22 protein-coding genes are annotated in these 26231 nt (G+C 55.6%); 11 read left to right on the plus strand and 11 right to left on the minus strand.

Translation table 11 applies throughout. The features are described 5' to 3' along the window. The first annotated feature begins 16 nt into the window (after window positions 1-16). A complete protein-coding gene (gene yccS, locus N5C09_RS08460) occupies window positions 17-2179 on the plus strand; it encodes a YccS family putative transporter (RefSeq protein ID WP_112792843.1) in 2163 nt (720 codons plus the stop codon). On the opposite strand, the gene N5C09_RS08465 is transcribed toward yccS, so the two are convergent. Beyond that, window positions 2136-2762, minus strand: coding sequence for a TfoX/Sxy family DNA transformation protein (locus tag N5C09_RS08465; RefSeq protein ID WP_063449134.1), 627 nt, complete (start codon window positions 2760-2762; stop codon window positions 2136-2138). The two genes, yccS and N5C09_RS08465, sit on opposite strands and share 44 nt — an antisense overlap. 217 nt (window positions 2763-2979) lie before the next feature. Between N5C09_RS08465 and sulA the strand changes: the two genes are divergently transcribed. Further along, window positions 2980-3489 carry an SOS-induced cell division inhibitor SulA gene (sulA, locus tag N5C09_RS08470; RefSeq protein ID WP_063449135.1) on the plus strand — a complete coding sequence of 170 codons (510 nt, stop codon included), beginning with the start codon at window positions 2980-2982 and terminating at the stop codon, window positions 3487-3489. A gap of 356 nt (window positions 3490-3845) precedes the next feature. After that, window positions 3846-4898 carry a porin OmpA gene (gene ompA, locus N5C09_RS08475; RefSeq protein WP_017694761.1) on the plus strand — a complete coding sequence of 351 codons (1053 nt, stop codon included), beginning with the start codon at window positions 3846-3848 and terminating at the stop codon, window positions 4896-4898. A 65-nt stretch (window positions 4899-4963) separates the two neighbouring features. Here ompA and matP read toward each other — a convergent pair whose 3' ends face one another. Beyond that, window positions 4964-5416 carry a macrodomain Ter protein MatP gene (matP, locus tag N5C09_RS08480; RefSeq protein WP_006809347.1) on the minus strand — a complete coding sequence of 151 codons (453 nt, stop codon included), beginning with the start codon at window positions 5414-5416 and terminating at the stop codon, window positions 4964-4966. Window positions 5417-5601: 185 nt separating this feature from the next. Here matP and N5C09_RS08485 point away from each other — a divergent pair, with 185 nt between their 5' ends. Both N5C09_RS08485 and fabA read left to right on the plus strand, forming a co-directional pair. After that, on the plus strand, window positions 5602-7362 hold the full coding sequence (locus N5C09_RS08485; protein WP_279748851.1) for a Lon protease family protein: 1761 nt from the start codon (window positions 5602-5604) through the stop codon (window positions 7360-7362). 68 nt (window positions 7363-7430) lie between these two features. Further along, on the plus strand, window positions 7431-7949 hold the full coding sequence (gene fabA, locus N5C09_RS08490; RefSeq protein WP_000227926.1) for a bifunctional 3-hydroxydecanoyl-ACP dehydratase/trans-2-decenoyl-ACP isomerase: 519 nt from the start codon (window positions 7431-7433) through the stop codon (window positions 7947-7949). A 71-nt stretch (window positions 7950-8020) separates the two neighbouring features. Here fabA and rmf read toward each other — a convergent pair whose 3' ends face one another. The 6 genes from rmf to rlmKL form a co-directional block, all read right to left on the minus strand. Next, window positions 8021-8188 carry a ribosome modulation factor gene (gene rmf / locus N5C09_RS08495; RefSeq protein WP_003858162.1) on the minus strand — a complete coding sequence of 56 codons (168 nt, stop codon included), beginning with the start codon at window positions 8186-8188 and terminating at the stop codon, window positions 8021-8023. Window positions 8189-8442: 254 nt separating this feature from the next. Next, window positions 8443-9009: a membrane integrity-associated transporter subunit PqiC gene (pqiC, locus tag N5C09_RS08500; protein ID WP_063449138.1), complete on the minus strand. Its 567-nt coding sequence runs from the start codon at window positions 9007-9009 to the stop codon at window positions 8443-8445. After that, window positions 9006-10646 carry an intermembrane transport protein PqiB gene (pqiB, locus tag N5C09_RS08505; RefSeq protein ID WP_063866301.1) on the minus strand — a complete coding sequence of 547 codons (1641 nt, stop codon included), beginning with the start codon at window positions 10644-10646 and terminating at the stop codon, window positions 9006-9008. The genes pqiC and pqiB overlap by 4 nt, the downstream gene beginning before the upstream one ends. 4 nt (window positions 10647-10650) lie before the next feature. Next, window positions 10651-11904 carry a membrane integrity-associated transporter subunit PqiA gene (pqiA, locus tag N5C09_RS08510; protein ID WP_279748852.1) on the minus strand — a complete coding sequence of 418 codons (1254 nt, stop codon included), beginning with the start codon at window positions 11902-11904 and terminating at the stop codon, window positions 10651-10653. A 12-nt stretch (window positions 11905-11916) separates the two neighbouring features. Then, complete coding sequence (locus N5C09_RS08515; protein ID WP_107535070.1) at window positions 11917-13824, minus strand: ABC transporter ATP-binding protein; 1908 nt, start codon at window positions 13822-13824, stop codon at window positions 11917-11919. A 12-nt stretch (window positions 13825-13836) separates the two neighbouring features. Next, entirely contained in the window at window positions 13837-15945 is a 2109-nt protein-coding gene (gene rlmKL / locus N5C09_RS08520) for a bifunctional 23S rRNA (guanine(2069)-N(7))-methyltransferase RlmK/23S rRNA (guanine(2445)-N(2))-methyltransferase RlmL (protein ID WP_279748853.1), read from the minus strand. 97 nt (window positions 15946-16042) lie between these two features. Here rlmKL and N5C09_RS08525 point away from each other — a divergent pair, with 97 nt between their 5' ends. Continuing rightward, window positions 16043-17152 carry a YcbX family protein gene (locus N5C09_RS08525; protein WP_279748854.1) on the plus strand — a complete coding sequence of 370 codons (1110 nt, stop codon included), beginning with the start codon at window positions 16043-16045 and terminating at the stop codon, window positions 17150-17152. On the opposite strand, the gene zapC is transcribed toward N5C09_RS08525, so the two are convergent. Together zapC and pyrD are read right to left on the minus strand one after the other, a co-directional pair. After that, window positions 17149-17691, minus strand: coding sequence for a cell division protein ZapC (gene zapC, locus N5C09_RS08530; RefSeq protein ID WP_063866297.1), 543 nt, complete (start codon window positions 17689-17691; stop codon window positions 17149-17151). The genes N5C09_RS08525 and zapC overlap by 4 nt on opposite strands. Before the next feature lie 166 nt (window positions 17692-17857). Further along, a complete protein-coding gene (gene pyrD / locus N5C09_RS08535; RefSeq protein ID WP_063866295.1) occupies window positions 17858-18868 on the minus strand; it encodes a quinone-dependent dihydroorotate dehydrogenase in 1011 nt (336 codons plus the stop codon). Between the two features lie 249 nt (window positions 18869-19117). On the opposite strand from pyrD, the gene ssuE reads away from it, so the two are divergent. The 5 genes from ssuE to ssuB are packed head-to-tail and all read left to right on the plus strand — an operon-like array spanning window position 19118 to window position 23358. Beyond that, the gene (gene ssuE / locus N5C09_RS08540; protein WP_063449145.1) at window positions 19118-19693 is read left to right on the plus strand and encodes an NADPH-dependent FMN reductase; all 576 of its coding nucleotides are present in this window, start codon (window positions 19118-19120) and stop codon (window positions 19691-19693) included. Further along, window positions 19686-20648 carry a sulfonate ABC transporter substrate-binding protein gene (locus tag N5C09_RS08545; protein WP_063866294.1) on the plus strand — a complete coding sequence of 321 codons (963 nt, stop codon included), beginning with the start codon at window positions 19686-19688 and terminating at the stop codon, window positions 20646-20648. The genes ssuE and N5C09_RS08545 overlap by 8 nt, the downstream gene beginning before the upstream one ends. Continuing rightward, entirely contained in the window at window positions 20645-21790 is a 1146-nt protein-coding gene (gene ssuD / locus N5C09_RS08550; protein ID WP_279748855.1) for an FMNH2-dependent alkanesulfonate monooxygenase, read from the plus strand. Before N5C09_RS08545 ends, ssuD begins: the two co-directional genes overlap by 4 nt. Window positions 21791-21799: 9 nt before the next feature. Further along, complete coding sequence (ssuC, locus tag N5C09_RS08555; RefSeq protein WP_193032970.1) at window positions 21800-22591, plus strand: aliphatic sulfonate ABC transporter permease SsuC; 792 nt, start codon at window positions 21800-21802, stop codon at window positions 22589-22591. After that, window positions 22588-23358, plus strand: a complete 771-nt coding sequence (ssuB, locus tag N5C09_RS08560) for an aliphatic sulfonates ABC transporter ATP-binding protein (RefSeq protein WP_063866291.1) — start codon at window positions 22588-22590, stop codon at window positions 23356-23358. Before ssuC ends, ssuB begins: the two co-directional genes overlap by 4 nt. A gap of 89 nt (window positions 23359-23447) precedes the next feature. Here the strand turns inward: ssuB and pepN are convergent, their stop codons facing one another. Continuing rightward, on the minus strand, window positions 23448-26060 hold the full coding sequence (gene pepN / locus N5C09_RS08565) for an aminopeptidase N (protein WP_107535065.1): 2613 nt from the start codon (window positions 26058-26060) through the stop codon (window positions 23448-23450). Window positions 26061-26231: the final 171 nt, after the last annotated feature.

Raw genomic sequence — 26231 nt, forward strand, 5'->3', positions numbered from 1 at the left:
AGGACTGGCCGCTCTCATGCTAAGCCCCCTGATTCGTCGCTATACGTGGAACAGTAACTGGCTATATAACGTCAGGATCTTTATCGCTCTCTGCGGCACCGTGGCGCTGCCGTGGTGGCTGAATGACGTTAAGCTCACTATTCCCCTCACGCTTGGGGTGGTGGCCGGCGCGCTGGCCGATCTCGACGACCGCCTGGCCGGACGTTTGCGTAACCTGGTCATCACGCTGGTCTGCTTCTTTATTGCCTCCGCCTCCGTGGAGCTGCTTTTCCCCTGGCCCTGGCTGTTTGCCTTAGGGCTGACGGTGTCGACCAGCGGCTTCATTTTGCTCGGCGGCCTTGGACAACGCTACGCCACTATCGCGTTCGGCGCCCTGCTGATTGCCATTTACACCATGCTGGGGGTTTCCCTTTACGATCAGTGGTATCAGCAGCCAGTCCTGCTGCTGTTGGGTGCTATCTGGTATAACCTGCTGACCTTAACCGGGCATCTTATTTTTCCGGTCCGTGCCTTGCAGGACAACCTTGCCCGCAGCTATGAGCAGTTGGCCCACTATCTGGAACTGAAGTCGCGGCTGTTCGATCCGGATATCGAAGAGGATAGCCAGGCGCCGCTGTACGATCTGGCGCTGGCAAATGGACAACTGGTCGCTACGCTGAACCAGACCAAAGCGTCTCTGCTCACCCGTCTGCGCGGCGATCGCGGTCAGCGCGGTACCCGACGCACCCTCCACTACTACTTTGTCGCCCAGGATATTCACGAGCGCGCCAGCTCCTCGCATGTGCAGTACGCTGATCTGCGCGAGAAATTCCGCTACAGCGACGTGATGTTCCGCTTCCAGCGCCTGCTGTCGATGCAGTCTCAGGCCTGCCAGCAGCTTGCGCGCTCAATACTGCTGCGCACGCCCTATCAGCATGATCCTCGCTTTGAGCGAGCGTTCAGTCACCTGGATGCGGCGCTCGATCGCGTTCAGGCCAGCGGAACCTCGCCGGAGCAGTTCAAAGCCCTGGGATTCCTGCTCAACAACCTGCGAGCCATTGATGCCCAGCTGGCCACCATTGAGTCTGAACAGGCGATGGCGATGCCGGCCAACGATGCTGACAACCGGCTTGCGGATGACAGTCTGAACGGCTTCAGCGATATCTGGCTGCGCCTGAGCCGTCATTTTACGCCGGATTCCGCACTCTTTCGCCATGCGGTGAGGATGTCGCTGGTGCTGTGCGTGGGCTATGCGTTTATCCAGATAACAGGGCTGCATCACGGATACTGGATCCTGCTGACCAGCCTGTTCGTCTGCCAGCCGAACTATAACGCTACCCGCCATCGACTTGCGCTGCGTATTGTCGGGACGTTAGTCGGGGTCGCCATCGGTCTGCCGGTGCTCTATTTTGTGCCTTCTGTAGAAGGACAACTTATCCTTATTGTGATCACCGGTGTGTTGTTCTTCGCCTTCCGCAATGTGCAGTACGCTCACGCCACAATGTTCATCACGTTGCTGGTGCTGCTCTGCTTCAATTTGCTGGGGGAAGGGTTTGAAGTTGCCCTCCCCCGCGTGATCGACACGCTAATCGGCTGCGCCATTGCCTGGGCAGCGGTGAGCTTCATCTGGCCTGACTGGCGTTTTCGAAACTTACCGCGCGTCTCAGACAGAGCAATGAACGCCAACTGCCGCTATCTGGACGCCATTCTTGAGCAGTACCATCAGGGTCGCGATAACCGTCTGGCCTATCGCATTGCCCGCCGCGATGCGCATAATACTGACGCAGAGCTGGCTTCAGTCGTCTCTAATATGTCAACAGAGCCGCGCGCCACGGCAGAAATTCGCGAAACGGCCTTCCGGCTGCTGTGCCTGAACCATACGTTCACCAGCTATATCTCTACCCTGGGCGCCCACCGTGAGAAGCTGACCAATCCGGGGATCCTGGCGCTGCTGGACGATGCCGTTTGCTACGTTGATGATGCGCTTCATCATCAACCTGCTGATGAGCCGCGGGTACACCAGGCACTGGATGAACTGGTGCAGCGTATCGCACACCTGGATCCGGGCACCGACAACAAAGCTCCGCTGGTCCTACAGCAAATTGGCCTGCTTATCGCTTTGCTGCCGGAAATTTGTCGACTGCGACAGCAGATTGCTACCTGGCGGAATGATGCCCCTGCGACTCAGGCAGCGCATTAAACCACTCCGTAAGCTCCCGGCGAATATCCGCCGGGAGTGCCGCTTCGTGAAGCCCTTCGATGGCGCCTTCAAGCGCGAACAAAACCCGGATGCTCAGCGCCTTATTCCTGGAGCGCATTTTCAGCCAGCTCGTCTTCGCACCCAGCTGTCGTAGCGTCTCTTCATTGGTGATGCCCGCTTCCATCAGCAGGACCTCAATCTGAAAAGTCAGGTTTGGCAGATCTTTTAGCCGGTTACGCTGATGTCGCTGGTAGCGCTCTTTCCTTGCAGCATCGAGCGCAAACGAGGAGAGCTGAAGCAACTTTTCCCTGTTTTGCCAAAGCCCCTCATCCACACGATAGTAATTAAGCAGAACAGGACGTCCTCGTTTCATCAGCGTCAGAAAAGAGGAGGCATTTTTTACACAATATTTTGCACTCTGCTCACAGGCGCGAAGATAAAGCTCACCGTCAGACACCATTGCAAACACCGCTTCATCCACGGCCAGGGTATAACCGCCAAACAGGGCTCGATGGTGAATTTCACCCAGCGGAGAGAGGTATTCCTGCGATTGATAAATCCGCTCATAGGATATCTTTTTCATGATAATTCCATTTAAAATCATAGAGTAAACACGATATTTCTTACTAACGGATCCGTTAGCAGGAAAATAGGCAACTTATTGCCGTTGGGCAAGATGATTTTTTCAGGTTCACCGGGAATGGATGAAATTTGCGAGTCGCTTTCCGAAAATGAGGTTGATCTTTATGCACACAGGAGTTACTGTATATCCATACAGTAACTACAGGGCTGGAATGAACATGTACACTTCAGGCTATGCAAATCACTTAACACCTTCTACTTCTGCCGCAGGCAATGTTGCGCAGAATTCTATCGGGCGTGTATCGACAGGGCTTATCAGTGAAGTGGTTTACCGTGAAGACCAGCCGCTGTTAACACAACTGTTACTCCTGCCGCTTTTGCAGCAGCTCGGCCAACAGTCTCGCTGGCAGCTCTGGCTGACGCCACAGCAGAAACTAAGTCGTGAATGGGTTCAGTCGGCGGGACTGCCGTTGGCGAAGGTAATGCAGATCAATCAACTCTCCCCTTGCGATACGGTTGAGTCGATGGTTCGGGCATTACGTACCGGGAACTATAGCGTCGTGATTGGATGGTTACCTGAAGATCTGTCGCAAGAGGAACATTTGCGTCTGACTGAAGCTGCTGAAGAAGGTAATGCGATGGGGTTCATCATGCGGCCGGTTCGTGAAGATTCCTATCGCAGAGGACAACATCCCGGGCTAAAAATTCACTCAAATGTGTACCATTGAGTCATTTTAAGAGTTTTCCTGGAATTTTTTTCGACCGCAGTATGCAAAAAAAGTTCAATGCGCCAAAACTGCGGCAAGGCTTGTCTGACGCGGTTCTCGTTAATTTTACTGCACAAAAATCGTTCAAAAAATGTTAAATATTAGGTATACGGAACTTTTTTTTTCATATGCCTGACGGACTTCACACTTGTAAGTTTTCAGCTACGTTGTAGACTTTACATCGCCAGGGGTGCTCGGCCTAAGCCGAAGATATCGGTAGGTTTATATTTGACCACGCCCCCCGGTGAAGGATTTAACCGTGATTTCTCCGATGGAGATATTCATGGCAAATTTTGGATGATAACGAGGCGCAAAAAATGAAAAAGACAGCTATCGCGATTGCAGTGGCACTGGCTGGCTTCGCTACCGTAGCGCAGGCCGCTCCGAAAGATAATACCTGGTATGCAGGTGGTAAACTGGGCTGGTCTCAGTTCCATGACACCGGTTGGTACAACAGCAGCCTGAACAACGATGGCCCTACTCACGAGAGCCAGCTGGGTGCAGGTGCGTTCGGTGGCTATCAGGTTAACCCGTATGTTGGCTTTGAAATGGGTTACGACTGGTTAGGTCGTATGCCGTACAAAGGCGACAACGTAAATGGCGCTTTCAAAGCTCAAGGCGTTCAGCTGACCGCTAAACTGGGTTACCCAGTAACTGACGATCTGGACGTGTACACCCGTCTGGGCGGCATGGTATGGCGTGCAGACTCCAGCAACAGCATCGCTGGTGACGACCACGACACTGGCGTTTCCCCAGTATTCGCTGGCGGCGTTGAGTGGGCAATGACCCGCGACATCGCTACCCGTCTGGAATACCAGTGGGTTAACAACATCGGTGACGGTGCTACCGTTGGCGTTCGTCCAGACAACGGCATGCTGAGCGTTGGTGTTTCTTACCGTTTCGGTCAGCAGGAAGATGCGCCAGTCGTAGCTCCAGCGCCGGCTCCAGCTCCAGAAGTACAGACCAAGCACTTCACTCTGAAGTCTGACGTTCTGTTCAACTTCAACAAAGCTACCCTGAAACCAGAAGGTCAGCAGGCACTGGATCAGCTGTACACCCAGCTGAGCAACCTGGATCCTAAAGACGGTTCTGTAGTGGTTCTGGGCTTCACCGACCGTATCGGTTCTGACGCTTACAACCAGGGTCTGTCTGAGAAACGTGCTCAGTCTGTAGTTGATTACCTGGTATCTAAAGGTATCCCAGCTAACAAGATCTCCCCACGTGGTATGGGCGAATCTAACCCAGTTACCGGTTCTACCTGTGACAACGTGAAACCACGCGCTGCACTGATCGACTGCCTGGCACCAGATCGTCGCGTAGAGATCGAAGTTAAAGGTATCAAAGACGTTGTAACTCAGCCTGCGGCATAAGTTATCGTCTTATAAAAAAACCCCGCCATGCGGGGTTTTTTATTATCTGAATAAAAGCAAAAACGTTATTTTTTACCCAGCAGTGCCTGCAAATCGTTCTTCAGCGTCGACATCTGGCTGGCATACTTCTCTTTATGCTCGGCATCTTCAATCAGCTGCACCACCGTTTCCGACAGCGTTTTCCCGCGCCGTTGCGCAAGCCCGGCCAGACGCTGCCAGACCATAAACTCCAGGTCGATAGATTTCTTACGGGTGTGCTGATGCTCGGCATTGAAATGCCGTTTACGACGAGCGCGGATAGTTTGCTTCATCCGGTTCAACAAGGCCGGATTAATATGTTTCTCGATCCAGCCGTTGACCTGTACCGGTTCGTTTTCGAGGGTCAGCAACATATCCACAGCTTCTTGTGCCGCGCTGGCTTCGATGTAGCAGGTGATCAGCTCCCCTTCACGGTGCTTTTTGACCAGGTACTTCCATTTCCAGCCGCTTTCGAGGTTTTCCAGTTGTTGATATTTCATTGCGATCTCAGTGTTACCGTGTAACTCAGTTCAGAATATCAGTTTTTTGGCAATCTGCTGAAAAGAAATCATATCCTGTGAAACGCTGCGGCAAACCGCATGATGAAAACCCGAATCCTGATTGGGCAGAGTGCGCCGCTTACGGTATACTCCACGGTTTTACTTCTGACTAAAAAACATCAACTTTGACCATTACGAAACTTGCATGGCGTGACCTTGTTCCGGATACCGAAAGCTATCAGGAGCTGTTTACACTGCCAGACCTCACAAAAGAACACGAATACATACTTAGCGAGACACAACCGCGTTTGCATTATGCGCTGGAGCAGATGTCATCCCCATGGGCCACATCTCCCTTCATGCTGCTCAAAGCCCCGGAAGAAGCCGAGTATTTGACGCTTCTCGGTGATGCCATGCGCCAGTTGCAGCCAAAAACGAACGCCGTTTTTGGTGGTCAGTATCATATTGCCGGACGCGACGTGACGTTCGAAACCGCCGCACAGGCCGACGGGCTGTTCGCTGCCAAAGGCGAAGTGATTACTGCCAGCTGGGCGGAAGCCGAACAGCTGTTCGGCTGCCTTCGTCAGTTCAATGGCGAGGTGTCACTGCAACCCGGGCTGGTACACCGCGCGAACGGCGGCGTGCTGCTCATCTCCCTTCGCACGCTGCTTGCGCAGCCGCTGCTGTGGATGCGCCTGAAAACGGTAGTGACGCAGCAACGTTTTGACTGGGTAGGCTACGACGATTCACGTCCTCTGCCGGTCTCCATCCCGTCGATGCCGCTGTCGCTGACCGTCGTGCTGACGGGCGATCGCGAATCGCTGGCGGACTTCCAGGAAATGGAGCCTGAACTCGCGGAGCAGGCTGTCTACAGCGAATTTGAAGACAATATTCAGATTGCTGATGCCGATGATATGGCGCAGTGGTGCCAGTGGGTGATGGCCGTGGCGGAACGTTTCGCGCTGCCCTCGCCTGCCAGCGATGCGTGGCCTGGTTTAATCCGCGAGGCCGTACGCTACACTGGCGATCAGGAAACCCTGCCGCTCTGCCCGCTCTGGATCGGTAAACAGCTGCGTGAAGTCGGCGTAATCAGCGGCAACGGTACGTTTAGCGGCGAGCAGCTTAGCCAGATGCTGGCCCAGCGCGAATGGCGCGAAGGCTATCTTGCTGACCGTATGCAGGATGAAATTCTGTTGGAACAGATTCTGGTGGAGACCGAGGGCGAACGTATCGGGCAAATCAACGCCTTATCCGTCATCGAGTTCCCTGGACACCCGCGCGCCTTCGGCGAGCCTTCCCGCATCAGCTGTGTGGTGCACATTGGTGACGGCGAATTTACCGATATTGAACGCAAGGCGGAACTGGGCGGAAATATTCATGCTAAAGGCATGATGATCATGCAGGCATTCCTGATGTCTGAACTCCAGCTCGAGCAGCAGCTCCCCTTCTCTGCCTCGTTAACCTTTGAGCAGTCCTACAGCGAAGTCGACGGCGACAGCGCCTCCATGGCGGAGCTGTGCGCCGTGATCAGCGCGCTTGCAGACGTGCCGATCAACCAGAACATTGCGATTACCGGATCCGTGGATCAGTTTGGTCGTGCCCAACCGGTGGGCGGACTGAATGAGAAAATCGAAGGTTTCTTTGCTATCTGCCAGCAGCGCGGTTTAAACGGCAAACAGGGCGTGATTATTCCGGCACCTAACGCTCGCCATTTGAGCCTGAGCCAGGCGATTCTGGATGCGGTAGAGCAGGAACAATTCACCGTCTGGGCCATCGAAGGCGTTGAGGATGCACTACCCTTACTGACGAACCTGGTCTGGGACGGCGAAGGCCAGACAACCCTGATGCAGACCATTCAGGAACGTATAGCTCAGGCGACACAGCAGGATGCTCGTCATCGTTATCCGTGGCCGTTGCGCTGGTTAAGTTGGTTTAGTTCAAACTGATCGGACTTGTTCAGCGTACACGTGTTAGCTATCCTGCGTGCTTCACTAAAATAAGGCTTACTGAGAACATGGTAGATAAACGCGAATCCTATACGAAAGAAGACCTTCTTGCCTCTGGTCGCGGTGAACTGTTTGGCGCGAAAGGCCCGCAGTTACCAGCCCCAAATATGCTGATGATGGACCGTGTCGTGAAAATGACCGAAACCGGCGGCAACTTTGATAAGGGTTACGTAGAAGCAGAACTCGATATCAACCCGGACCTGTGGTTCTTCGGTTGCCACTTTATTGGCGATCCGGTAATGCCTGGCTGCCTGGGCCTCGATGCTATGTGGCAGCTGGTAGGCTTTTATCTGGGCTGGCTTGGCGGTGAAGGCAAAGGCCGCGCGCTGGGCGTAGGCGAAGTGAAATTTACCGGTCAGGTTCTGCCTACCGCGAAGAAAGTCACCTACCGCATCCACTTCAAGCGTATCGTTAACCGCCGTCTGATCATGGGCCTGGCGGATGGCGAAGTGCTGGTAGATGGTCGTCTGATCTATACCGCAAATGATCTGAAAGTGGGTCTGTTCCAGGATACCTCTGCTTTCTGATAACGGCTTTTAGCGCCTCCCAGAAAGGCGAAACCTCCGCATTGCGGAGGTTTCTTTTTAAAGAGACGGTATCAGGCAAGTACTGCCCTGTCTCCGATGGCTTCTCGCCAGCCCCCTAGCCATTGGGACCTTTGATTCAGGGCCTGATAGGGACACATTTCTTTAGAACGTCCGGCGATGCCAGCCTGATAACCACGTTGATGAGCCCTTTCCAGGCGATCTCGTTTCTGTCTCTTCATGCCTCGTTTCCCTCATTCTTTTGTCTGGTGGAAAGAAAACAGTGGTTGCAATATGTGCAAGCACAGTTAACGAATACCCCGAATCAGCTTCAGCGTCAACGTTCAAAATTCATACGGGTGTCATATTTGTGAGCTACATGGAAGATCGTTTGTACAAAAAATGTGATGCGGCACAAGTAACAGCCTGAACGCAAAACGAAAAAAAAGCCGCCATCAGCGCGTCGCTGAGTGCGGCTTTTGTCGATGAATTTTACTTATGGCAGACGGGAAATCTCTCTGGCAATGGCCGCCGACTCCTGTGCCCATCCCTGTGCCAGCACTTTCACCATTTCGTCATAGCCATCTTTCTGCTGCTTAAGCTCCAGATGGAAAGGACGCTTAATCAGCTGGCCCTGGTGATTCAACAGCCACTCTCCGCTGATAACCACGGCGCCGTCATAGCGGCCGTGGAATCCCGTCACGTTAACATTCAGCGTGTCCTGATCGCTTCCCAGAGGCTGTGAGGCGACTACCCAACCAGGAAGCTGGCTGCTCAGGTTCGCCACCAGCGTATTGCGAAGCTGCTGATCCAGCGGGCTGGCCCACAGGTTATTGTTGGCGATAACGTACTGCACATCGCTGGTCTGGTAGACCACCCCGTTGCCCGCCAGATAATCCGGCACGGCAACCTGTTCAACCCACAGCAGACGACTGCCCTGCGAGGTGCTGCTCTGCGCACCCGGCTGCGCGCTTAGCGGCAGCTGGTAGTAGCTTTTATTGTCGCTTCCGGAGCTACAGGCCGTTAATACCAGTGCGCCCACGATGATTAGCCATTTTTTCATTGTTTCGCCCTCTTAGGCTCAGGATCCTTTTTATCTTTCGCTTCAAACACCAGCGCGTTGCTCTTTTCATTGAGCGTTTTCAGAACGGGCTGTAGCTCGCGTAAAACCTGATCAAGACGTTGCATATCCGCCACCATCTTGTTGTAGGCCGCCGAGCCCGGCTGGAAGCCCTGCATGCTGCGGTTCAGCTCGCGCAAGGTTTTCTGCATATCCTGCGGCAGCTGCTGCATGGACTGGTTAGCAGTGATCTTGTTGATATTATCCAGCGTGGTTTGCAGACGTTGCATCGTCGCCTGGCTCTGATGCAGTGAACCCGTCGCGGCTTCAAGCATAGGATTCAACGGCAGATTATTAATCTTATCCAGCGTTTCCATCAGACGCTGTTGGATCTGCGCCAGACCACTGCTGACCGTAGGAATGATTTTGTAGCCGCCAAATTCACGGATACCCGTCATGGCAGGCGCTTTAGGATAGAAGTCCATATCCACATACAGCGCCCCTGTCACCAGGTTGCCGGTTTTCAGCGAGCCGCGCAGGCCGCGGTTCAGCAGGTCGCTGATATGCTCCCCAATATCCTGATCCTCACCTATCTGGTTAATCAAACGCTCAGGTTCGATGCGGATCAGCACCGGAATACGATAATCATCATCAAGCATCTGCTTAAGACCCGGAACAAAGTAAGGCACTTGTCCCACAGTCCCCAGACGGATACCGCGGAACTCGACTGGCGCCCCTGGCTGCAAGCCGCGTACGGAGTCCTTAAAGAACATCAGGTAGTCAATGTGATCGGTATAGAGCGCATCCTGAATACTTTTTTGATCGTCAAACAGCCTGAAGGCGGTTTTCTCCGCCACCGGTTGTCCGAGATCCATGCCTTCCGGCACGTCGAAACTGACGCCCCCGCCAAACAGCGTGGTGAGCGAGCCCATTTCAACGCGCATACCCGCAGAGGTCAGATCCACCGCGATCCCGCTGTCTTTCCAGAAGCGAACGTTGCTGGTCACCAGGCGGTCATTAGGCGCATTGATAAAAAGCTGATAGCTGATGGTCCGTTTTTGCGGATCGAAGGTGCTTGTTTCAACCGAACCGACGCGATACCCACGGAACAGCACCGGATCGCCCGGCGAGAGCTGACCCGCTTTTTTGCTGTCCAGAATAACGCGGATCCCTTTTGCATCCGGCGGCGCAAGCGGCGGTGAATCCAGCAGCTGATAGTCTGCTGGCTGGGTACCTTTGCTGCCGGGCTGGAGTTCAATGTAAGCCCCTGAGAGCAACGTCCCTAAACCGCTGATGCCTTCTCTTCCGACCTGAGGTTTCACCACCCAAAAAACGGAATCTTCATGAAGCAGTTTTTCCATGCCGGCATTCAGGCGGGCCTTGATTTCAACATGGGTTAAATCATCCGTCAGGGTCGCGCTTTCGACGACGCCCACATCCACACTGCGGCTCTTGATGGTGGTTTTCCCGCCCTCAATCCCCTCTGCATTGGTGGTGATGAGCGTCACTTCCGGTCCCTGATGGCTGTAATGATAAAACAGGATCCATGCACCGATCAGCGCGGTCACGATGGGGAAAATCCACACCGGCGACCAGTTTCTGACCTTCTGCACTTTAGCCTCTCCACTCTTATTTTCCATGCTCTTACTCTTCCTCATGGCTTGAATCGGGCTCACGATCCCACGATAAACGAGGGTCGAAGGTCATGGCCGCAAACATGGTCATAATGACGACCAACGCAAACATCAGCGCTCCCATAGCGGGATAAATACTCATCAGCCCTCCCATACGCACCAGCGCAGAGAGAACCGCAATCACGAACACGTCAATCATCGACCAGCGGCCAACAAATTCCACGACCTCATAAATCAGATGCATACGCTCACTGTCACGCTTACCGTGCCCTTTCGCATCCCAGCAAAGCCAGGCAATGGCAATCATCTTTAAGGTCGGGACCATAATACTGGCGAGAAATATGACCCCTGCAACAGGGTATGATCCCTCGCTCCACAGCAAAATGACCCCGGCAAGGATGGTCGAGGGCATTCTGTCGCCAAGCAGATCGGTGATCATGATTGGCAATATATTGGCGGGCAGATAGAGCATGATGGAGGTCACCAGCAGCGCCATGGTCCATTGCAGGCTATTTTTGCGCCGCACGTGACCTTTTGTTTCACAGCGCGGGCACACCTCGACCTCCGCTAGCAGCACGGCGGTGCAGCAGGAGCAGGAGCGAAGCCCCTGACGAATACCCGGTACGCCCACCTTTACCGTCCGCGAGAGCGTCGGGGCCGGGGCGATATCGTCCCAGGCCCAGCGTCGGTCCACGCACTGGAACGCGCGCAGTTGCAACACGCAATACAGACACCACGGAATAAAGCTGCTGCCAATCCCCACGTCGCCGTAGGCCATCAGTTTCACGAAGCTGACGAGGATACCTGCCAGAAAAATTTCTGCCATCCCCCAGCTTTTCAGCTGGAACAGGATGCGCGCGAGTTTGATTTTAAGGGCGGTAGGCATCCTGACGCGGTTGACCAGCAAAAGAATGACGACCAGGCAAAAAGCCGGGACTATCTGAACGAACAGAAGAAAGAAGGTGCCGAGGCTGGCGTAATCTTCCGAAAACATCACGCCTGGAATTTCCAGTAAATCCACCTGGCTTGTCATCCCGCCCACTTTCATAGAGATGAAAGGGAAGAGATTGGAGAGCAGTAACATGAACAGGGCTGCCAGCGCGTAAGCCGTAGGACGCTGCCTTGGCGCGTCCCACTCGGTCGTCAGCGTAGCCCCGCAGCGCGGGCAGGCAGCCTTATGTCCGTGACCAAGCTCTGGCAACGCCACGAGCATATCGCATTGCGAGCATAATATATGCCGATCGGCACGGTGCTGGTCACACATAGATTATCCCTGTTATGCGCCGTTTTTCAGAGACTCAAGGTACTCCCAGCGCTCAAAAGCTTCTTCCAGCGCCTGCTCGGCCTGGGAGAGTTCAGCCAATACTTTCTGAGTATAGTCGTGAGGCTGCGTAAAGAATGACGCATCCGCGACCTGAATTTGCAGTGCTTCCAGCGCCGCTTCCAGTTCTTCCAGACGCTGCGGCAGCCCTTCCAGCTCGCGCTGCAAGTTATAGCTCATTTTAGCTGGAGATTTTTTGGCGGTTTCTGCTTTTGCAACAGCAGGTTCAGCGACATTTTTAGTCTTCGCCTGTTTTTGCACCAGCGACTGCGCTTGCTGACCACGCGCGTCATGATAGCCGCCCACATATTGTCCGATGCGTCCTTCACCTTCGAAGATCCAGCACTCGGTCACGGTGTTATCGACAAACTGACGATCGTGGCTGACCAGCATCACGGTTCCCTGATAACCATCAATCAATTCTTCCAGCAGTTCCAGCGTTTCGACATCCAGATCGTTCGTCGGTTCATCGAGTATCAGTAAGTTACTGGGTTTCAGGAACAGGCGCGCCAGCAAAAGACGGTTACGCTCACCGCCGGACAGCGCGCGCACAGGCGTCAGGGCGCGTTTCGGGTGGAACAGGAAGTCCTGAAGGTAGCCCAGTACGTGACGCGGCTTGCCGTTAACCATCACCTCCTGTTTCCCTTCTGCGAGGTTATCCATCACCGTACGGTCCGGATCCAGCTCTGCGCGGTGCTGGTCGAAGTACGCCACTTCCAGTTTGGTACCGCAGTGAATGCGACCGCTGTCGGCCTGCAACTGGCCCAGCATCAGTTTCAACAGGGTGGTTTTGCCACAGCCGTTTGGACCGATAAGCGCAATTTTGTCGCCGCGCTGAACCTGAGCGGAGAAATCGTTCACCAGCACTTTGCCGTCAACCGAATAATTGACGTTCTCCATTTCGAAGACAATCTTGCCCGAGCGGGACGCCTCTTCCACCTGCATTTTGGCGCTGCCCATGACTTCGCGGCGCTCGCTACGTTCGCGGCGCATCGCCTTCAGGGCACGAACGCGGCCTTCATTACGCGTACGACGCGCCTTGATGCCCTGACGGATCCACACCTCTTCCTGTGCCAGCTTGCGGTCGAATTCGGCGTTTTGCAGCTCTTCGACGCGCAGGTTCTCTTCTTTTTCCAGCAGATAGGTATCGTAATCGCCCGGATAGGTCACCAGCTTGCCGCGGTCGAGGTCGACAATGCGCGTGGCCATGTTGCGGATGAACGAACGGTCGTGGGAGATGAAGATAATGGTGCCGTTAAAGGTTTTCAGGAACCCTTCCAGCCAGTCAATCGCTTCGATATCCAGGTGGTTCGTCGGTTCGTCCAGCAGCAGCACCTTAGGCCCGCTCACCAGGGCACGTCCAAGCGCGGCTTTACGCAGCCAGCCGCCGGAGAGCGCCGACAGCTCCATATCCGCTTCCAGGCCAAGCTGAGCCAGCACTTCGTTAATGCGGTTTTCCAGCTGCCACAGGCCGTGGTGATCGAGCATCTCCTGCACTTTTGCCAGCTCGTTGAGATTCTTGTCGCTTGGATCGGTCATCACCAGATGCGAAATCTCGTGGTAGCGCTTGAGGTATTCCGCCTGCTCTGAAATCCCTTCGGCCACGAAATCGTACACGCTGCCGGTAACGTTACGCGGCGGATCCTGTTGCAGGCGAGAGACGATCAGATCCTGCTCGTAAACAATACGGCCATCATCCAGCCCCTGCTCACGGTTGAGGATTTTCATCAGCGTCGATTTACCCGCGCCGTTACGGCCCACCAGACAGACGCGCTCGTTATCTTCGATATGCAGTTCTGCATTATCGAGAAGCGGTGCGTCGCTGAACGAGAGCCACGCGCCATGCATACTAATTAAAGACATTTATTTTTCCTTTCAGACCGCGGAAATCAGCCAGCAGTTATGAATTTGACGGTTACGGGCAAAGTCCTGAGACAGCGTTTTTTGGCTGATTTCTTGTGCTTTCAGTCCCAGTTCGGCCAGGCCGTCGTGATCCATGCGGAATCCGCGCTTGTTGTTCGAGAACATAATGGTGCCGCCTTTACGCAGCAGGCGCTTCAGGTCGGTCATCAGGCGCAGGTGATCGCGTTGAACATCAAAGCTATCCTCCATACGCTTGGAGTTAGAGAAGGTCGGCGGATCGATGAAGATCAGATCGAACTGCTCGTCGGTGTCACGCAGCCAGCCCAGCACGTCGGCCTGTAGCAGGCGATGCTGTCGACCGGTTAAGCCGTTAAGACGCAGGTTGCGCTCTGCCCACTCCAGATAGGTACGGGACATATCCACCGTGGTGGTGCTACGCGCCCCGCCAAGCCCCGCATGAACGCTGGCGCTGCCGGTATAGGAGAACAGGTTCAGGAAGTCTTTGCCCTTGCTCATCTGGCCCAGCATACGGCGGGCGATACGGTGGTCAAGGAACAGGCCGGTATCGAGGTAGTCGGTCAGGTTTACCCACAGGCGAGCGTTATATTCGCCCACTTCGATGAAGTCGCCCTTCTCGCCCATCTTCTGATACTGGTTTTTGCCTTTCTGACGCTCGCGGGTTTTCAGCACCAGCTTGTTTGGCGAAATGCCGAGCACGGCGATGGTGGCCGCAATCACGTCCAGCATACGCTGACGCGCTTTTTGCGCATCGATGGTTTTCGGCGGAGCGTATTCCTGAACCACCACCCAGTCCGCATAGCGGTCAACCGCCACGTTGTATTCCGGCAAATCAGCGTCGTACAGGCGATAACATTCAATGCCTTCCTGCTTCGCCCACTTCTCAAATTTCTTCAGATTCTTGCGCAGGCGGTTGGCGTAGTCTTCCGCCACGCCGGACGGTTTGCTGTCCGCCGCAATCTCTGCCAGATGGTAGTTTTTCTGTACGCAGTCCAGCGGGCCGTTTTTCGCCTTGAACTGGCGATCTGCACGCAGTTGCAGGCAGCTCAGCAGTTCCGGCGAGGCGCTAAACAGAGAAAGATTCCAGCCGCCGAAATGCGCCTTCATGTTGCGGCCCAGCAGGCTGTGCAGGGCAATCAGCGCCGGCTCGCTGCCCAGACGCTCACCGTACGGCGGGTTGCTGATAACGGTACCGTACGGGCCTTTTGGCAGCGGATTGGTCAGGTTCGCCACATCCTTAACGTCAAAGGTCACCAGCTCACCGATCCCGGCACGACGGGCGTTGCTGCGCGCGCGCTCAATTACCCGCGCGTCGCTGTCCGAACCGTAAAAGTGAGACGTGTACTCCGCCAGCCCCTTACGCGCGCGGGTCTGCGCGTCGTCTTTAACCTCTTTCCAGATGGCTTCATCGTGCTGCGCCCAGCCTTTAAAGCCCCACTGTCCACGATGCAGGCCTGGTGCACGGTCGGTGGCCAGCATCGCGGCCTCAATCAGCAGCGTACCGGAACCGCACATGGGATCGAGCAGTGGCGTACCTGGCTGCCAGCCGGAGCGCATCACGATCGCGGCGGCCAGGGTCTCTTTGATTGGCGCTATGCCGGTGCGATCGCGGTAGCCTCGCAGATGCAGGCCCGCCCCGCTCAGATCCAGGGAGATGCTCGCCGTGTCGCCGTTAAGCCAGACGTTGATGCGCAGATCCGGGTTTTCGCGGTCAACGTTCGGACGTTCTTTATTACGACGCGTGAAGCAGTCCACAATGGCGTCTTTGACGCGCAGGGCACCGTACTGGCTGTTGCGGATCTCGTCGTTGACGCCGTTGAAATGCACCGCAAAGGTGGCATCCGGCGTGAAGATCTCTGTCCAGTCGATCATCTGTACGCCGGTGTAGAGATCAAGATCGCTGTAGACCTTGCACTCTTTCATCGGCAGCATGATGCGCGACGCCAGACGGCTCCACATCAGGCTCTGGTAAATAAGCCGCGTGTCGCCCTCAAAATGGACACCACCCTGAACCACCTGGCACTCTTTCGCGCCCAGGCCTTCCAGTTCAGTTTTTAACAGCTCTTCCAGCCCACGGGCCGTACTGGCAAACAGAGAATTCATATCGTCACTTTTACTCATAGAAAATTGTCGCGCATTATAGCTAATATGGCGTGTATGTCATAAAGTTGAAGGCTTATTTCTTTAGCGGGAGTGTGCAGTGGCGACGTTATCCAGGCTTTTTATTCATCCGGTGAAATCCATGCGCGGCATCGGCGTGACCCACGCGCTGGCCGATATGAGCGGCTTCGCCTTCGATCGCATTTTTATGGTCACCGAGCCTGACGGTACGTTCATCACCGCGCGCCAGTTCCCGCAGATGGTTCGCTTTACCCCTTCCCCGCTTCATGACGGTTTGCATTTGACCGCGCCGGACGGCTCAAGCGTGGTTGTCCGCTTTGCTGATTTTGCGCCCGTCGATGCGCCAACGGAAGTGTGGGGGAATCATTTTACCGCGCGCATCGCGCCGGACGCTATAAACCAGTGGCTGAGCGGCTTTTTCTCCCGCGACGTTCAGCTGCGCTGGGTTGGACCCGCGCTGACCCGTCGCGTAAAACGCCACGACGCGGTTCCCCTCTCCTTCGCGGATGGATTTCCCTTCCTGCTGACCAGCGAGGCCTCGCTGCGTGATCTACAGCACCGCTGCAAAGCCAGCGTGCAGATGGAGCAGTTCCGCCCAAATCTGGTGGTGACCGGCGCGGACGCCTGGGATGAAGATACCTGGAAAGTCATCCGCATCGGCAGCGTTATTTTTGATGTCGTGAAGCCGTGCAGCCGCTGTATTTTCACCACCGTAAGCCCGGAGAAAGGCCAGAAACACCCTTCCGGCGAACCGCTGAAAACCTTGCAGTCATTTCGTACCGCGCAGGATAAGGGTGATGTCGACTTCGGCCAGAACCTGATCCCCCGCTCAAGCGGCGTGATCCGCGTGGGCGACGAGGTCGAAATTCTGACTCGCGGGCCTGCACGAGTGTACGGCGCAGGCCAGCAAGATGAAATGGCCGCCCCTGAGACAAACGTCGCCGCTGCGGTGGATATTCACTGGGAAGGCAAGGTCATTCGTGGCAATAATCAGCAGGTGCTACTGGAGCAGCTGGAGCAGGCCGGGATCCGCGTACCGTATTCCTGTCGCGCGGGGATCTGCGGATGCTGTCGCATTAAACTGGTCGATGGTGAAGTGAGTGCCCTGAAGAAATCTGCGATTGGCAACGATGGCACGATCCTGTGCTGTAGCTGTGTGCCAAAAACGAGCGTACAGCTCGAAGCTTAAACCGCCTGCTCGAGGCTGAAGGCATCGACGCGCAGCTGTGGCTTCAGCCTGTCATTCATCACTTTGATGGCGTCGCCTAACTGCATCACTCGCCCGGCAATGGTCACGCCGGGTTGGGCTAGCAGGCAGAGCGCGGCGTTTTCACCGGGTTCAACCACCAGCAAATTCACCTCTTCTTCGGTATCGCTCAGATTGACGCTTGCCGCATCGCCGGTAGCCGGGGTCCAGCTCATGCCGTGCGCGAGGAAATGCCAGCTTTTCGGCATTTGTGGTTTCAGGAAACGGATCGCCACCAGCGCATTTAAAACCAGTTCAGCGCGCTGTTCTTTGGAGAGATCGAAGTCGCGGCATTTTTCTTCGAAAGAGAAATAGAGCGCAGCGTCGTCAACGCAAAAGCCTGAAGGAGCAAACGCGTCTGGGGTTAACATTCGGCGCGCAAAACGAGAACGAAACAACATGCCATTGGCTAAGTCGAGCATCATGCGGTCATGCTCTTCACAAAAATACCAGCGCCAGTTATCGTCAGGTTTAATTCGCATGTTTCTCTCCCGTCCCCAAAACGTCCTGTACTAAAAATGTCCTGTTTGCCGCTTCGCTTATAACACTAGTAATAAAAGACTATAATGTCTAAATAAGCAACAATGACGGAATATAAAACAACCAGGGCTGGAAATAAAGCCCTGGTTGTCTGATTAAGAGAAAAGATTAGATATGCGTGACGATTTCTTTAATCAACGGCGGCCCTTTGAAAATAAAGCCGGAATAAATTTGCACCAGTGATGCACCAGCCGCCATCTTCTCACGTGCAGCAATGACAGAATCAATGCCGCCCACGCCAATAATCGGCAGCTGGCCTTTTAATTCCGCAGACAGTGCGCGAATAATTTCAGTGCTCTTTAATTGAACCGGACGTCCGCTTAATCCACCCGCTTCGTCACAGTTTTTCATTCCCTGAACGAGGGAACGGTCGAGGGTTGTATTGGTCGCAATCACACCGTCAATATTATGGCGAACTAAACTGTCGGCAACCTGGATCAATTCTTCAACCGAAAGATCCGGGGCGATCTTAACCGCGACCGGGACATATTTATGGTGGATCGCCTGTAGCGCCGTTTGTTTATTTTTAATGGCGCTAAGAAGATCGTCGAGCGCTTCGCCATATTGTAATGAACGCAGCCCTGGGGTGTTAGGCGATGATATATTCACCGCGATATAACCTGCATAGGCATAGACTTTTTCCATACAAATCAGATAGTCATCTTTACCCTGCTCGACTGGGGTGTCTTTATTTTTGCCGATATTAATACCCAGCACGCCATCAAAATGGGCTTTTTTTACGTTCTCAACCAGACGATCGACGCCAAGGTTATTAAAGCCCATGCGGTTGATCAGCCCCTCGGCTTCAACCAGGCGGAACAGACGCGGCTTGTCATTTCCCGGCTGCGGGCGCGGCGTCACCGTCCCGATTTCGATCGAGCCAAAGCCCATCGCACCGAGTGCATCAATGCATTCGCCATTTTTATCCAGACCGGCCGCCAGGCCCAGTGGATTTTTGAACGTCAGGCCCATGCACTGAACGGGTTTTTCCGGCACGTTTTGACGCACCAGCGCGGCCAGAGGCGTTCCTGTAATACGGCGTAACTGCTGAAATGTAAATTCATGAGCGCGCTCAGGATCGAGCTGGAAAAGGGCTTTACGAACGAAGGGGTAGTACATGAACTCTCCTGGATTCCCGGTGTGCAAACCGGGAGGGGATTATGTGCGATCCCGCCCGGAAAGGGAATTGACCTGTGGCAAAAAAAGCCGTTTAAAACGCAATCGTTTACTTATCGGCAAGCTTCTTATGCATTTTTCGGCATTCATCCTAAGGATAAATCATTTAGTGGAATAACCACGCAATGTCACACTCCTGAAAATTGTTATGAATGTTAGATAAAAGCAAACAATTAGTTATAAGGAGCAACCATGCGCGTCATTACTCTGGCCGGAAGCCCACGCTTCCCCTCTCGCTCCAGCGCTCTGCTGGAATACGCTCGCGAAAAGCTTAATGCTCTGGATGTGGAAGTGTGTCACTGGAATTTACACAATTTCGCGCCTGAAGATCTGCTCTACGCCCGTTTCGACAGCCCGGCGCTGAAAACCCTGATCGAACAGTTTAAGAGTGCTGACGGGCTGATCGTCGCGACACCGATTTATAAAGCCTCTTTTTCCGGTGCGCTGAAAACGCTGCTCGATCTGCTACCCGAACGCGCGCTGGACGGCAAGGTCGTCCTGCCGCTGGCCACGGGCGGCACGGTCGCCCATTTGCTGGCGGTAGATTATGCCCTTAAGCCGGTTCTGAACGCGCTGAAAGCCCAGGAGATCCTTCATGGCGTGTTCGCTGACGACTCACAGGTGATTGATTACCAGCATAAACCGCATTTTACGCCGAACCTGCAAACCCGCCTCGACGGCGCGCTTGAAACCTTCTGGCATGCCCTGAACCGCCGGGATCGTCACGCAGCGGCAAGTCATCAATCACAAGGAGTGGCCCATGTTTAAAACCGTTACCCGTATCGGGCTGGCAGGTCTGCTGGCAGTGGCGTCACTGGCTCAGGCGGCGGAGACCGCGCCGGAGAGCCTGCGTATCGGTTATCAGAAAGGCAGCGTCAGCATGGTGCTGGCGAAAAGCCATGCGCTGCTGGAGACGCGCTTTCCGGAGACCACATTTTCCTGGGTCGAGTTTCCCGCCGGGCCACAGATGCTGGAGGCGCTGAACGTCGGGAGTATTGATTTAGGCAGCACCGGTGATATCCCGCCTATCTTTGCTCAGGCTGCCGGGGCGGATCTGGTTTACGTTGGCGTTGAGCCCGCCAAGCCGAAGGCAGAGGTGATCCTGGTACCGGAAAACAGCGATATTAAAAGCGTCGCCGATCTTAAAGGCCATAAGGTTGCATTCCAGAAAGGTTCCAGCTCGCACAACCTGCTGCTGCGCGCGTTGCAGGAAGCCGGCCTTAAATTCACCGATATCCAGCCCGTATACCTGACGCCTGCCGATGCGCGCGCGGCGTTTCAGCAGAAGAACGTCGATGCCTGGGCAATCTGGGATCCGTACTACTCCGCCGCGCTGTTGCAGGGCGGGGTAAGGGTGCTGAAAGACGGCACCACCCTGAAGCAGACCGGTTCGTTCTACCTGGCGGCACGTCCGTACGCAGAGAAAAATGGCGCCTTTATTCAGCAGGTGCTGGATACCTTTACCCAGGCCGATGCGCTGACCCAGAGCCAGCGTCAGCAGAGCATCACGTTGCTGGCAAAAACCATGGGCTTACCTGAACCGGTGATCGCCACGTATCTTGACCATCGTCCACCCACCACCATTGCGCCGGTTAACGCCCACGTTGCCGCGCTTCAGCAACAAACGGCCGATCTCTTTTATCAAAACCGCCTGGTTCCAAAGCAGGTGAATATTCGCGAACGCATCTGGCAACCCGCTGGCATTGAAGGAAAAAAATCATGAGTCTGAATCTTTTCTGGTTTTTACCCACTCACGGTGATGGACACTATCTTGGTACAGAAGAAGGCGCCCGCCCGGTCGATCACGGCTATCTACAGCAGATCGCCCAGGCGGCAGACCGCATCGGTTTTACCGGGGTGCTGATCCCGACGGGCCGCTCATGTGAGGATGCGTGGCTGGTTGCCGCATCCATGATCCCCGTCACCCAGCGCCTGAAGTTCCTGGTAGCCTTGCGCCCGAGCGTAGTGTCTCCCACCGTCGCGGCGCGCCAGGCGGCAACGCTGGACAGGCTATCTAACGGACGCGCGCTGTTCAACCTGGTGACGGGCAGCGATCCGCAGGAGCTGGCGGGCGACGGCGTCTTCCTCGATCATACCGAGCGTTATGAAGCTTCCGCAGAGTTCACCCGCGTCTGGCGGCGTCTGCTGGAAGGGGAAACCGTTACCTTCGAAGGAAAACATATCCACGTTCGCGATGCGAAGCTCTACTTCCCGCCGGTACAGCAGCCGCGCCCTCCCCTCTATTTCGGCGGATCGTCTGACGTGGCGCAGGCGCTGGCGGCCGAGCAGGTCGAACTCTATCTGACCTGGGGCGAGCCGCCGGAGCTGGTCAAAGAGAAAATTGCCCAGGTACGCGCTAAAGCCGCAGAACACGGTCGTAAGGTACGCTTCGGTATTCGCCTGCATGTGATTGTACGCGAAACCAACGACGAGGCCTGGCAAGCCGCAGACCGTCTGATCGCTCATCTGGACGACGACACCATCGCCAAAGCACAGGCCGCCTTTGCCAAAACCGACTCCGTAGGCCAGCACCGAATGGCCTCCCTGCACAACGGCAAGCGCGAGAATCTGGAGATTAGCCCAAACCTGTGGGCCGGTGTGGGACTGGTGCGCGGCGGCGCCGGTACGGCGCTGGTGGGCGACGGTCCAACCGTGGCGGCACGCATTAATGAATATGCGGAGCTGGGAATCGACAGCTTTATCCTCTCCGGCTATCCGCATCTGGAAGAGGCGTATAAGGTGGGTGAACTGCTGTTCCCGCATCTGGATGTCGCTATCCCGGAAATTCCGCAGCCGCGTCAGCTTCAGTTGCAGGGTGAAGCCGTGGCAAACGCGTTTATCCCGAGAAAAGTCGCGCAAAGCTAAGGAGCCGCCATGTCTGCAATCGCACAAAAATGGCTGCTGCGCGCCGCGCCGTGGTTTCTGCCCGTCGGCATTGTCCTCGTCTGGCAGCTAGCGTCGTCAACCGGCTGGCTGTCGAGCCGCATTTTGCCCTCGCCGGAAGGCGTTGTGGAAGCGTTCTGGTCGCTCAGCGCCAGCGGTGAGCTGTGGCAGCATCTGGCTATCAGCTCCTGGCGCGCCGTCATCGGCTTTTCGATTGGCGGCAGCATCGGCCTGACCCTGGGGCTCATCAGCGGCCTGTCCCGCTGGGGCGAGCGGCTGCTGGATACCTCCGTTCAGATGCTGCGTAACGTGCCGCATCTGGCGCTGATCCCGCTGGTTATCCTGTGGTTTGGCATTGATGAGAGCGCCAAAATCTTCCTCGTGGCGCTGGGGACGTTGTTCCCGATTTATATCAATACCTGGCATGGGATCCGCAATATCGATCGCGGGCTGGTTGAGATGGCCCGCAGCTATGGCCTGTCGGGTTTTGCTCTGTTTATCCATGTGATCCTGCCGGGCGCCCTGCCCTCCATTATGGTCGGCGTACGTTTTGCGCTCGGCCTGATGTGGCTCACCCTGATCGTGGCGGAAACCATTTCGGCAAACTCCGGCATTGGTTATCTGGCGATGAACGCCCGCGAGTTCCTGCAAACGGACGTGGTGGTGGTTGCCATTATCCTTTATGCCCTGCTCGGCAAGCTGGCGGACGTCAGCGCCCAGTGGCTGGAACGTAGCTGGCTGCGCTGGAACCCGGCCTATACCGCTCAGGAGGCGAAAGCATGAATACTGCACGACTGAACCAGGGGACACCGTTACTGCTGAACGGCGTGACCAAACGCTACGGCGAAAACACCATTCTGAATGCACTGGATCTGCATATCCCTGCCGGACAGTTTGTGGCCGTTGTCGGACGCAGCGGTGGCGGCAAAAGTACTCTGCTGCGTCTTTTAGCCGGGCTGGAAGCCCCCAACGGCGGCGACATTCTGGCGGGCACCACGCCGCTGGCCACTATTCAGGATGATACGCGCATGATGTTTCAGGACGCGCGTCTGCTGCCGTGGAAAACGGTGATGGATAACGTCGGACTGGGCCTGAAGGGCAGCTGGCAGGAGGAAGCCCGACAGGCACTCGCCGCGGTCGGGCTGGAGAATCGTGCGGGAGAGTGGCCCGCCGCACTGTCGGGAGGACAGAAGCAGCGCGTGGCGCTGGCGCGCGCGCTGATTCATCGTCCGGGCCTGTTGCTGCTTGATGAACCGCTCGGCGCCCTCGACGCCCTGACGCGGATCGAGATGCAGGATTTGATTGAATCGCTCTGGAAAGCGCACGGCTTTACGGTGCTGCTGGTGACGCATGACGTCAGCGAAGCCGTGGCGATGGCCGACCGGGTGCTGTTAATAGAAGAGGGAAAAATCGGGCTGGATCTGATGGTGGATATTCCACGCCCTCGCCGGGTGGGGTCAGCGAGACTGGCGGAGCTGGAGGCGGAAGTGCTGGATAGAGTGATGAAACGTGGAGTGAGTGAACGGGCATTGATTAAGGCTAATGCCTGATGCACTCTCCCACAGGGAGAGGGAGAAAACCGATGCCCCGCTACTCCACGTAGGCCCGGTAAGCGTAGCGCCACCGGGCTTTTTTTACATCAGGCCAGCGCCTTCGCAATCTTCTCGTACAGATCGCCAGACAGGTTTTCCAGCCCTTTCAGCTGCTCAAGCGCGGCGCGCATTTTCGCCTGGCGCTGTGCATCGTAGCGTTTCAGGCGGATCAGCGGCTCAATCAGACGAGACGCCACCTGCGGGTTACGGCTGTTCAGCTCGGTCAGCATTTCAACCATGAACTGATATCCGCTGCCGTCTTCGGCGTGGAACGCTGCCGGGTTGCTGCTGGCAAACGCGCCAATCAGCGAGCGGACGCGGTTCGGGTTGCTCATGGTGAACGAACGGTGCTTCAGCAGGCTGCGTACGTTGCTGAGCACATCGGCTGCCGGGCTGGTGGCCTGAAGGATGAACCACTTGTCCATTACCAGACCATCCTGATGCCACCTGTCGTCGTACTCCTGCATCAGCGCATCGCGGCACGGCAGCTCGGCGGCAACGCTTGCAGCCAGTGCGGCCAGCGCATCCGTCATGTTATCGGCCTCATGGTACTGCTTGCTCACCAGCGTGTTCGCCAGCTCTGCCTCACCAAACGCCAGATAGCGCAGGCAGGTATTGCGCAGGGTACGCTTGCCGATATCCGCATGCTCCACACGGTACGCGTCCAGCTTGTTGGCGTTGTAAATCGCCAGGAACTCGTCCGCCAGCTCGGTCGCCAGCGTGCGGGTCAGCGCTTCGCGCACCGCCACGATCGCAATGGGATCAATGATGTCAAACAGCTCGGCGATTTCAGTCGCGGACGGCAGCGTCAGAATTTCAGCCGCCAGCGCCGGGTCAATTTTCTCATCCAGCAGGATGGCACGGAAGGCGTCTGCCACATGAACCGGCAATGTCAGCGGCTGGCCCTGCTGGTAACGGTTCACGTTCAGCTTGATGTAGGTCGCCAGCAGGCTTTGTGCCGCATCCCAGCGCGAGAAATCGTTGCGCGCGTGACGCATCAGGAACGTCAGCTGCTGATCGCTCCACTTGTACTCGAGTTTAACCGGCGCGGAAAACTCGCACAGCAGTGCTGGCACGGGCTGGAAGTAGACGTTATCGAAGATAAAGGTCTGCTCTGCCTGGGTCACATTCAGTACGTTGTGTACCGGATGACCGCCCTTCTGTAACGGGATCACGTTGCCTTCGTTGTCGTACAGCTCCACGCTGAACGGAATGTGAAGCGGATATTTCTCTTCCTGCTCGGCCGTAGGCGGCGTGCGCTGGCTGATGGTCAGCGTGTACTGCTCGGTTTCCGGGTTGTAGTCGTCTTTGACGGTCACAATCGGCGTGCCGGCCTGGCTGTACCAGCGGCGGAAGTGCGAGAGATCCACGTTGGACGCGTCTTCCATCGCCTGGACGAAATCGTCGCAGGTGGCCGCGCTGCCGTCGTGGCGTTCAAAGTAGAGCTGCATCCCTTTCTGGAAGTTCTCTTCACCCAGCAGGGTGTGGATCATGCGGATAATTTCAGCGCCTTTTTCATACACCGTCAGGGTGTAGAAGTTATTCATCTCGATGACTTTATCCGGGCGGATCGGGTGCGCCATTGGGCTGGCGTCTTCTGCGAACTGGAGGCCACGCATGGTACGCACGTTATTGATGCGGTTCACCGCCCGCGATCCCAGATCGGAGCTGAACTCCTGATCGCGGAAAACGGTTAAGCCCTCTTTCAGACTCAGCTGGAACCAGTCGCGGCAGGTGACGCGGTTCCCGGTCCAGTTGTGGAAATACTCATGGCCGATAACACGTTCAATATCGAGGTAATCTTTATCCGTTGCGGTATCGGTGCGCGCCAGCACGTATTTGGAGTTAAAGATGTTAAGACCTTTATTCTCCATCGCGCCCATGTTGAAGAAATCGACAGCCACGATCATATAAATGTCGAGGTCATATTCGAGGCCAAAGCGCGTTTCATCCCACTTCATGGAGTTAATGAGGGAGGTCATTGCCCATGGCGCGCGGTCGAGGTTGCCACGATCGACGAACAGCTCCAGCGCGACTTCACGGCCAGAACGCGTTTTGAAGGTGTCGCGCAGAACATCGAAATCTCCCGCCACCAGCGCAAACAGATAGCATGGTTTCGGGAACGGATCCTGCCACTGCACCCAGTGACGGCCGTTCTCAAGTTCCCCTTCGCCAATACGGTTGCCGTTGGAGAGCAGGTACGGGTACAGCGTTTTGTCGGCAATAATTTTAGTGGTAAAGCGCGCCAGCACGTCCGGACGATCCAGATACCAGGTAATGTGGCGGAAACCCTCGGCTTCGCACTGGGTGCACAGGGCCACGCCTGACTGGTAAAGCCCTTCCAGCGCGGTATTGGCGGCGGGGCTGATTTCATTCACGATGCGCAGCGTAAAGCGTTCCGGCAGGTTGTCGATGACCAGCTGGTTGCCTTCTTCTTTATAGTCTGACCAGGCTTCATCATTAATATGCAGGGAAACCAGCGTCAGGTCTTCACCATCCAGACGCAGCGGCACGGCTGTCGCGCTCTGGCGCGTCACCTGACTTACCGCCGTCACGACGGTTTTTGTGGCATCCAGGTCGAAGGTCAGATCGATATCGCTTATCAGGTATTCCGGCGCACGGTAGTCGTGGCGGTATTTAGCTTGTGGCTGTTGTGTCATAGAAAACCTTATGCATCGTTTGTCGAGTAACGATTCAATATATTCCTGTTGTGTAAAACGCGCTATGCAGAATGTTCATCTTTTCAGGCACAACGCCCTTTTTAGCTACATTTTTGTAACACAGGGCACGAAATGCTCTCGACCATAAAGTGTGCTTATGTTGTGATCGGG

The organism is Enterobacter sp. GD03975 (assembly GCF_029838645.1).
In the GTDB taxonomy this organism is placed as follows: domain Bacteria; phylum Pseudomonadota; class Gammaproteobacteria; order Enterobacterales; family Enterobacteriaceae; genus Enterobacter; species Enterobacter quasihormaechei.

Excerpts from the sequence above, each read along its gene's own strand:
- sulA (WP_063449135.1), top strand. The coding sequence starts at position 2,980 with ATGTACACTTCAGGCTATGCAAATCACTTAACACCTTCTACTTCTGCC.
- yccS (WP_112792843.1), top strand. The coding sequence starts at position 17 with ATGCTAAGCCCCCTGATTCGTCGCTATACGTGGAACAGTAACTGGCTA.
- ompA (WP_017694761.1), top strand. The coding sequence starts at position 3,846 with ATGAAAAAGACAGCTATCGCGATTGCAGTGGCACTGGCTGGCTTCGCT.
- N5C09_RS08545 (WP_063866294.1), top strand. The coding sequence starts at position 19,686 with ATGTTTAAAACCGTTACCCGTATCGGGCTGGCAGGTCTGCTGGCAGTG.
- pepN (WP_107535065.1), bottom strand. The coding sequence starts at position 26,060 with ATGACACAACAGCCACAAGCTAAATACCGCCACGACTACCGTGCGCCG.
- pqiB (WP_063866301.1), bottom strand. The coding sequence starts at position 10,646 with ATGGAAAATAAGAGTGGAGAGGCTAAAGTGCAGAAGGTCAGAAACTGG.
- N5C09_RS08465 (WP_063449134.1), bottom strand. The coding sequence starts at position 2,762 with ATGAAAAAGATATCCTATGAGCGGATTTATCAATCGCAGGAATACCTC.
- ssuD (WP_279748855.1), top strand. The coding sequence starts at position 20,645 with ATGAGTCTGAATCTTTTCTGGTTTTTACCCACTCACGGTGATGGACAC.
- rlmKL (WP_279748853.1), bottom strand. The coding sequence starts at position 15,945 with ATGAATTCTCTGTTTGCCAGTACGGCCCGTGGGCTGGAAGAGCTGTTA.
- rmf (WP_003858162.1), bottom strand. The coding sequence starts at position 8,188 with ATGAAGAGACAGAAACGAGATCGCCTGGAAAGGGCTCATCAACGTGGT.
- fabA (WP_000227926.1), top strand. The coding sequence starts at position 7,431 with ATGGTAGATAAACGCGAATCCTATACGAAAGAAGACCTTCTTGCCTCT.
- pqiC (WP_063449138.1), bottom strand. The coding sequence starts at position 9,009 with ATGAAAAAATGGCTAATCATCGTGGGCGCACTGGTATTAACGGCCTGT.
- pyrD (WP_063866295.1), bottom strand. The coding sequence starts at position 18,868 with ATGTACTACCCCTTCGTTCGTAAAGCCCTTTTCCAGCTCGATCCTGAG.
- N5C09_RS08515 (WP_107535070.1), bottom strand. The coding sequence starts at position 13,824 with ATGTCTTTAATTAGTATGCATGGCGCGTGGCTCTCGTTCAGCGACGCA.
- zapC (WP_063866297.1), bottom strand. The coding sequence starts at position 17,691 with ATGCGAATTAAACCTGACGATAACTGGCGCTGGTATTTTTGTGAAGAG.
- matP (WP_006809347.1), bottom strand. The coding sequence starts at position 5,416 with ATGAAATATCAACAACTGGAAAACCTCGAAAGCGGCTGGAAATGGAAG.
- ssuE (WP_063449145.1), top strand. The coding sequence starts at position 19,118 with ATGCGCGTCATTACTCTGGCCGGAAGCCCACGCTTCCCCTCTCGCTCC.
- pqiA (WP_279748852.1), bottom strand. The coding sequence starts at position 11,904 with ATGTGTGACCAGCACCGTGCCGATCGGCATATATTATGCTCGCAATGC.
- ssuC (WP_193032970.1), top strand. The coding sequence starts at position 21,800 with ATGTCTGCAATCGCACAAAAATGGCTGCTGCGCGCCGCGCCGTGGTTT.
- ssuB (WP_063866291.1), top strand. The coding sequence starts at position 22,588 with ATGAATACTGCACGACTGAACCAGGGGACACCGTTACTGCTGAACGGC.